2 protein-coding genes are annotated in these 4,230 nt (G+C 48.0%); one reads left to right on the top strand and one right to left on the bottom strand.

Annotation, left to right across the window (positions count from 1 at the left end; translation table 11 throughout):
- Positions 1–270 precede the first annotated feature (270 nt).
- Positions 271–2,907, bottom strand: coding sequence for an alanine--tRNA ligase (alaS, locus tag PMG25_RS04340; protein ID WP_283765686.1), 2,637 nt, complete (start codon positions 2,905–2,907; stop codon positions 271–273).
- Positions 2,908–3,539: 632 nt separating this feature from the next.
- On the opposite strand from alaS, the gene PMG25_RS04335 reads away from it, so the two are divergent.
- Complete coding sequence (locus tag PMG25_RS04335; protein ID WP_283765685.1) at positions 3,540–4,052, top strand: REP-associated tyrosine transposase; 513 nt, start codon at positions 3,540–3,542, stop codon at positions 4,050–4,052.
- Positions 4,053–4,230 lie beyond the last annotated feature (178 nt).

Genomic DNA, 4,230 nt, shown 5'->3' with positions numbered 1-4,230 from the left:
ACCCAACCTACAGTTTTAAGCTTGCCAAGCCACTACTGGACCGGCAAGCTTAAAACTGTGGCCAACGCGATCGCTGTAATTTATTCCATTAGTAAATTGTAGCACATAGCTTACCCATGATTTTAAGCTTGCCGGTCCACTACTGCCGTGACACAGCTAAAATAGTGCATTAGCGTAGGGTGGGTTAGGCGGCTAAAACCTAGACTCTGACAGCAATCTATCAATCCGCCGTAACCCACCATTTTAGGGTTGTCACGGCACTACATAAACTTAGAGGGCTGCTTTTAACTGGGTTTTCGCCATTTCTAAAGCCGTGGGTAATTGACTGGGATCGCGTCCTCCCGCTTGGGCTAAATTGGGTCGTCCACCGCCGCCACCGCCGCAAATTTTGGCAATTTGACCGATAAATTTACCGGCTTGTAAGCCCTTTTGATTGACGGATTTACTAAAGGCTGCGACTAAGCTCACTTTATCGGCTTCAGGAACGGAACCTAAAACGACAGCGCCTTCACCGAGCTTTTGTAATAACCGTTCGGCAGCCGTTTTTAGGGAGTTTGGATCGACATCGAGCTGGGCAACTAAGATCTGAAAATTGTCCACAGATTCGGCTTGGGAGAGCAACTGATCGGATTTGGCGATCGCCAATTCTGCCCGTACTTGCTCTAACTCCTTCTGTGTCGCCTTTAACTCCGTTTGCAGATGACTCACCCGCTCTACCAACTCCTCCGGTTTGGCTTTAAAGCGATCGCCCAATTCCCGAACCACCGCATCCCGCACTTGCAGATACTCGCGCACCGCAGCCCCGGAAACCGCCTCAATGCGGCGCACTCCGGCAGAAATACCGGTTTCGGAAATAATCTTAAACAAGCCAATTTCCGCCGTATTCTGCACATGGGTTCCCCCGCACAGCTCCATGGACACCCCTGGATAGTCCACCACGCGCACCGTATCGCCATATTTCTCCCCAAACATGGCGGTTGCACCCTTCTCCTTGGCTTCATTCAAGGACATAATTTGTACATCTGACCCATGACTTTCACTGATCCAAGTATTCACCTGCTCCTCAATCTGGTCTAATTCCTCAGCCGTCAGAGCGCGGGGACAGTTGAAATCAAAGCGCAGACGGTCAAAGTTGACCAAAGATCCCGCTTGGCCAATATCCGGGTCAACAATTTTCTTCAAAGCGGCTTGTAATAAATGAGTCGCCGTATGATTGGCTTGGGCCCGCATCCGACAAGCGCGATCGATCTGCGCGGTTACCGAGTCTCCGAGGTTCACGGTTCCCCGTTCAATGCGGCCAAAATGGACAAAGAAATCGGACTCTTTTTGCACATCTTCAATACGGATGAGCAGATCTGAACCGGACAGATAACCGCGATCGCCTACTTGTCCCCCGGATTCTGCGTAAAATGGAGTTTGATCCAGCACAATTTGTACCTGCATCCCCGCTTCAGCAACTTCAACGGATTTTCCGTCCACCAAAAGCGCCTGAATTTCCGCCATCCCTGACCGTTCCGTGTATCCCGTAAACTGAGTCGGATGGATATGTTCAGCCAACTGATCCAAAGACCCCTGCACCATCAAATCAATGGTTTCATGGGCCCCTTGGGAAGTCTCAATTTGCTGCTGCATGGCGGCTTCAAAGCCTTCTTGATCCACGGTTAACCCTTGTTCTTCGGCTATTTCCATGGTCAATTCTAGGGGGAAACCATAGGTATCATAGAGCTTAAACGCATCCTCTCCGGCAATTTCCGTTTTACGCTCTTTTAGCACCTTCTCCACGATCTCTTGCAACAGCTTTTCACCCCGTTCTAGGGTGGTCAAAAAGCGCGATTCTTCCTGCTGTAATTGGGATTTAATCAGGGTTTCCCGCTCTCGCACATTCGGATAAGCGCTTTCGGAAAGGGCGATCGCCACTTCTGCCACTTTTTCCGTAAATAATTCCGTAATTCCCAACAACCGGCCGTGACGCACCACCCGACGAATCAACCGACGCAGAATATAGCCCCGGCCAATATTCGAGGCACTCACGCCATCGGCAATCAAATGGACGACTGCTCGCACATGATCGCCAATGACTTTTAGGGAAATCTTCGTTTTTTCCTCACTTTGGTGATAGTCAATTCCGGCACAGTTGGCTGCGGCTTCAATAATCGGAAAAATTAAATCCGTCTCATAATTATTGGGCACAGCTTGGAGAATTTGCGCCATCCGCTCCAACCCCATTCCGGTATCAATATTCTGATTTTCTAGCGGCGTTAAATTCCCATCAGAATCCCGGTTATATTGCATAAAAACTAGGTTATAAAACTCAATAAACCGGGTATCATCTTCTAGGTCTAAGGTTTCATCGCCCAATTCTGGGTGAAAATCATAGTAAATTTCCGAACAGGGGCCGCAGGGGCCAGTGGGGCCAGATTTCCAGAAATTATCCTCTTCTCCCATGCGCTGAATGCGATAAGCGGGGATACCAATTTGATCGCGCCAAATAGCAAAGGCTTCATCATCTTCTCGGAAAACACTGACGACCAAACGCTCTGGGGGCAGTTTAAACACCTTGGTGGAGAGTTCCCAAGCATAGGCGATCGCCTGTTCCTTAAAATAATCCCCAAAGCTAAAATTGCCCAACATCTCAAAAAAGGTATGATGCCTGGCTGTGCGTCCCACATTCTCGATATCATTGGTGCGGATACACTTCTGAGAGGTGGTTGCACGGGGAACCTCAGCCGCACGCTGACCCAAAAATATGGGCTTAAACTGCAACATTCCGGCGATCGTTAATAATACGGTCGGGTCTTCCGGAATGAGGGACGCGCTCGGTAAAATGGTGTGAGAGCGCTGCTGATAAAAATCCAGAAAGGTTTGCCGAATTTCAGCACCGCTCAGGGAGGGAAGAGATGAAGCCATAGCAGTTTCCAAGTTATAATACATCTTTATTTTAAGAGAAACCTGGCACGCGATCGCCCATGTCTATCATCGAAACTCAGTGGGTGTGTTGCGGCATCGATAAATCATGGATTTTGACGAAAAATATTAACCTAGCCGCAACGCACCACACCCACCGACAAATCCCATTAATAAATATGTGAATTTAACCCAAAATTGAATTCGGGGTTCCGTGGATGGTGCGTTATGCGGAAATATGATTGATTTGTAACCATTGACATTTTCTGGCCGCATAACACACCCTACCTATGATGGTGTCGCCCCCACCGACAAATTCCATCAATAAATATGTGAATTTAACCCAAAATTGAATTCGGGGTTCCGTGGATGGTGCGTTATGCGGAAATATCATTGATTTGTCACCATTCGCATTTTCTGGCCGCATAACACACCCTACCTATGATGATGTCGCCCCCACCAACAAACTTCGGGAGCAAGAGCGATTTGATTGGGATGCGTGGTGGATGAGCTTTGGGGCTATTTCAGATGATTTTATGAGCGATCGCAACCAACCCAGTTTACCGCAGCACGATGATTGGTGTGATAGAGGAAGGCTATCATAATAATATTATCGCAATTTTCGACTGATTACAATGGCAGAATATCGGCGAGAATATTGGCAGGGGGCAACCTATTTTTTTACACAGGTGACGTGCGATCGCCAGCCGTGGCTGTGCGACGATATGGCGAGGGTAGCGTTGCGACAGGCGATCGAAAAAGTTCGCCGAAAACGCCCGTTTCAAATTGATGCTTTTGTCTTATTACCTGACCATTTTCATTGTTTGTGGACGCTACCGGAAAACGACGGGGATTTTTCAACACGAATGCGTTTGGTGAAAAGTGACGTGACCAGATCAATCGGCGATCGCTTAAATCTAGAAACGAGAACAACCCCATCGCGAAAAGCCCGTCGGGAACGGAATTTATGGCAACGGCGATTTTGGGAACATCGGGTACGGAACGAAGAAGAATTTGCCGCCTATTGCGATTACATTCATATTAACCCGGTGAAACATGGGTTATGTAAATCACCAACAGATTGGCCGTGGTCAAGCATTCATCGGTTTATTCGACAAGGCATTTATCCCCCCAATTGGGGCAGGTAGGGTGTGTTGCGGCATCGATAAATCATCGGTTTTCACGAAAATGTTGACCTTGCCGCAACGCACCACCCCCACCAACAAACCCCATTAATAAATATGTGAATTTAACCCAAAATTGAATTCTGCGTTCCGTGGATGGTGCGTTATGCGGAAATATGATTGATTTGTAACCATTGACATT

Source organism: Roseofilum capinflatum BLCC-M114 (assembly GCF_030068505.1).
GTDB classification, from domain to species: Bacteria; Cyanobacteriota; Cyanobacteriia; order Cyanobacteriales; family Desertifilaceae; genus Roseofilum; species Roseofilum capinflatum.
This window is presented reverse-complemented; position numbering and strand designations above follow the sequence as displayed.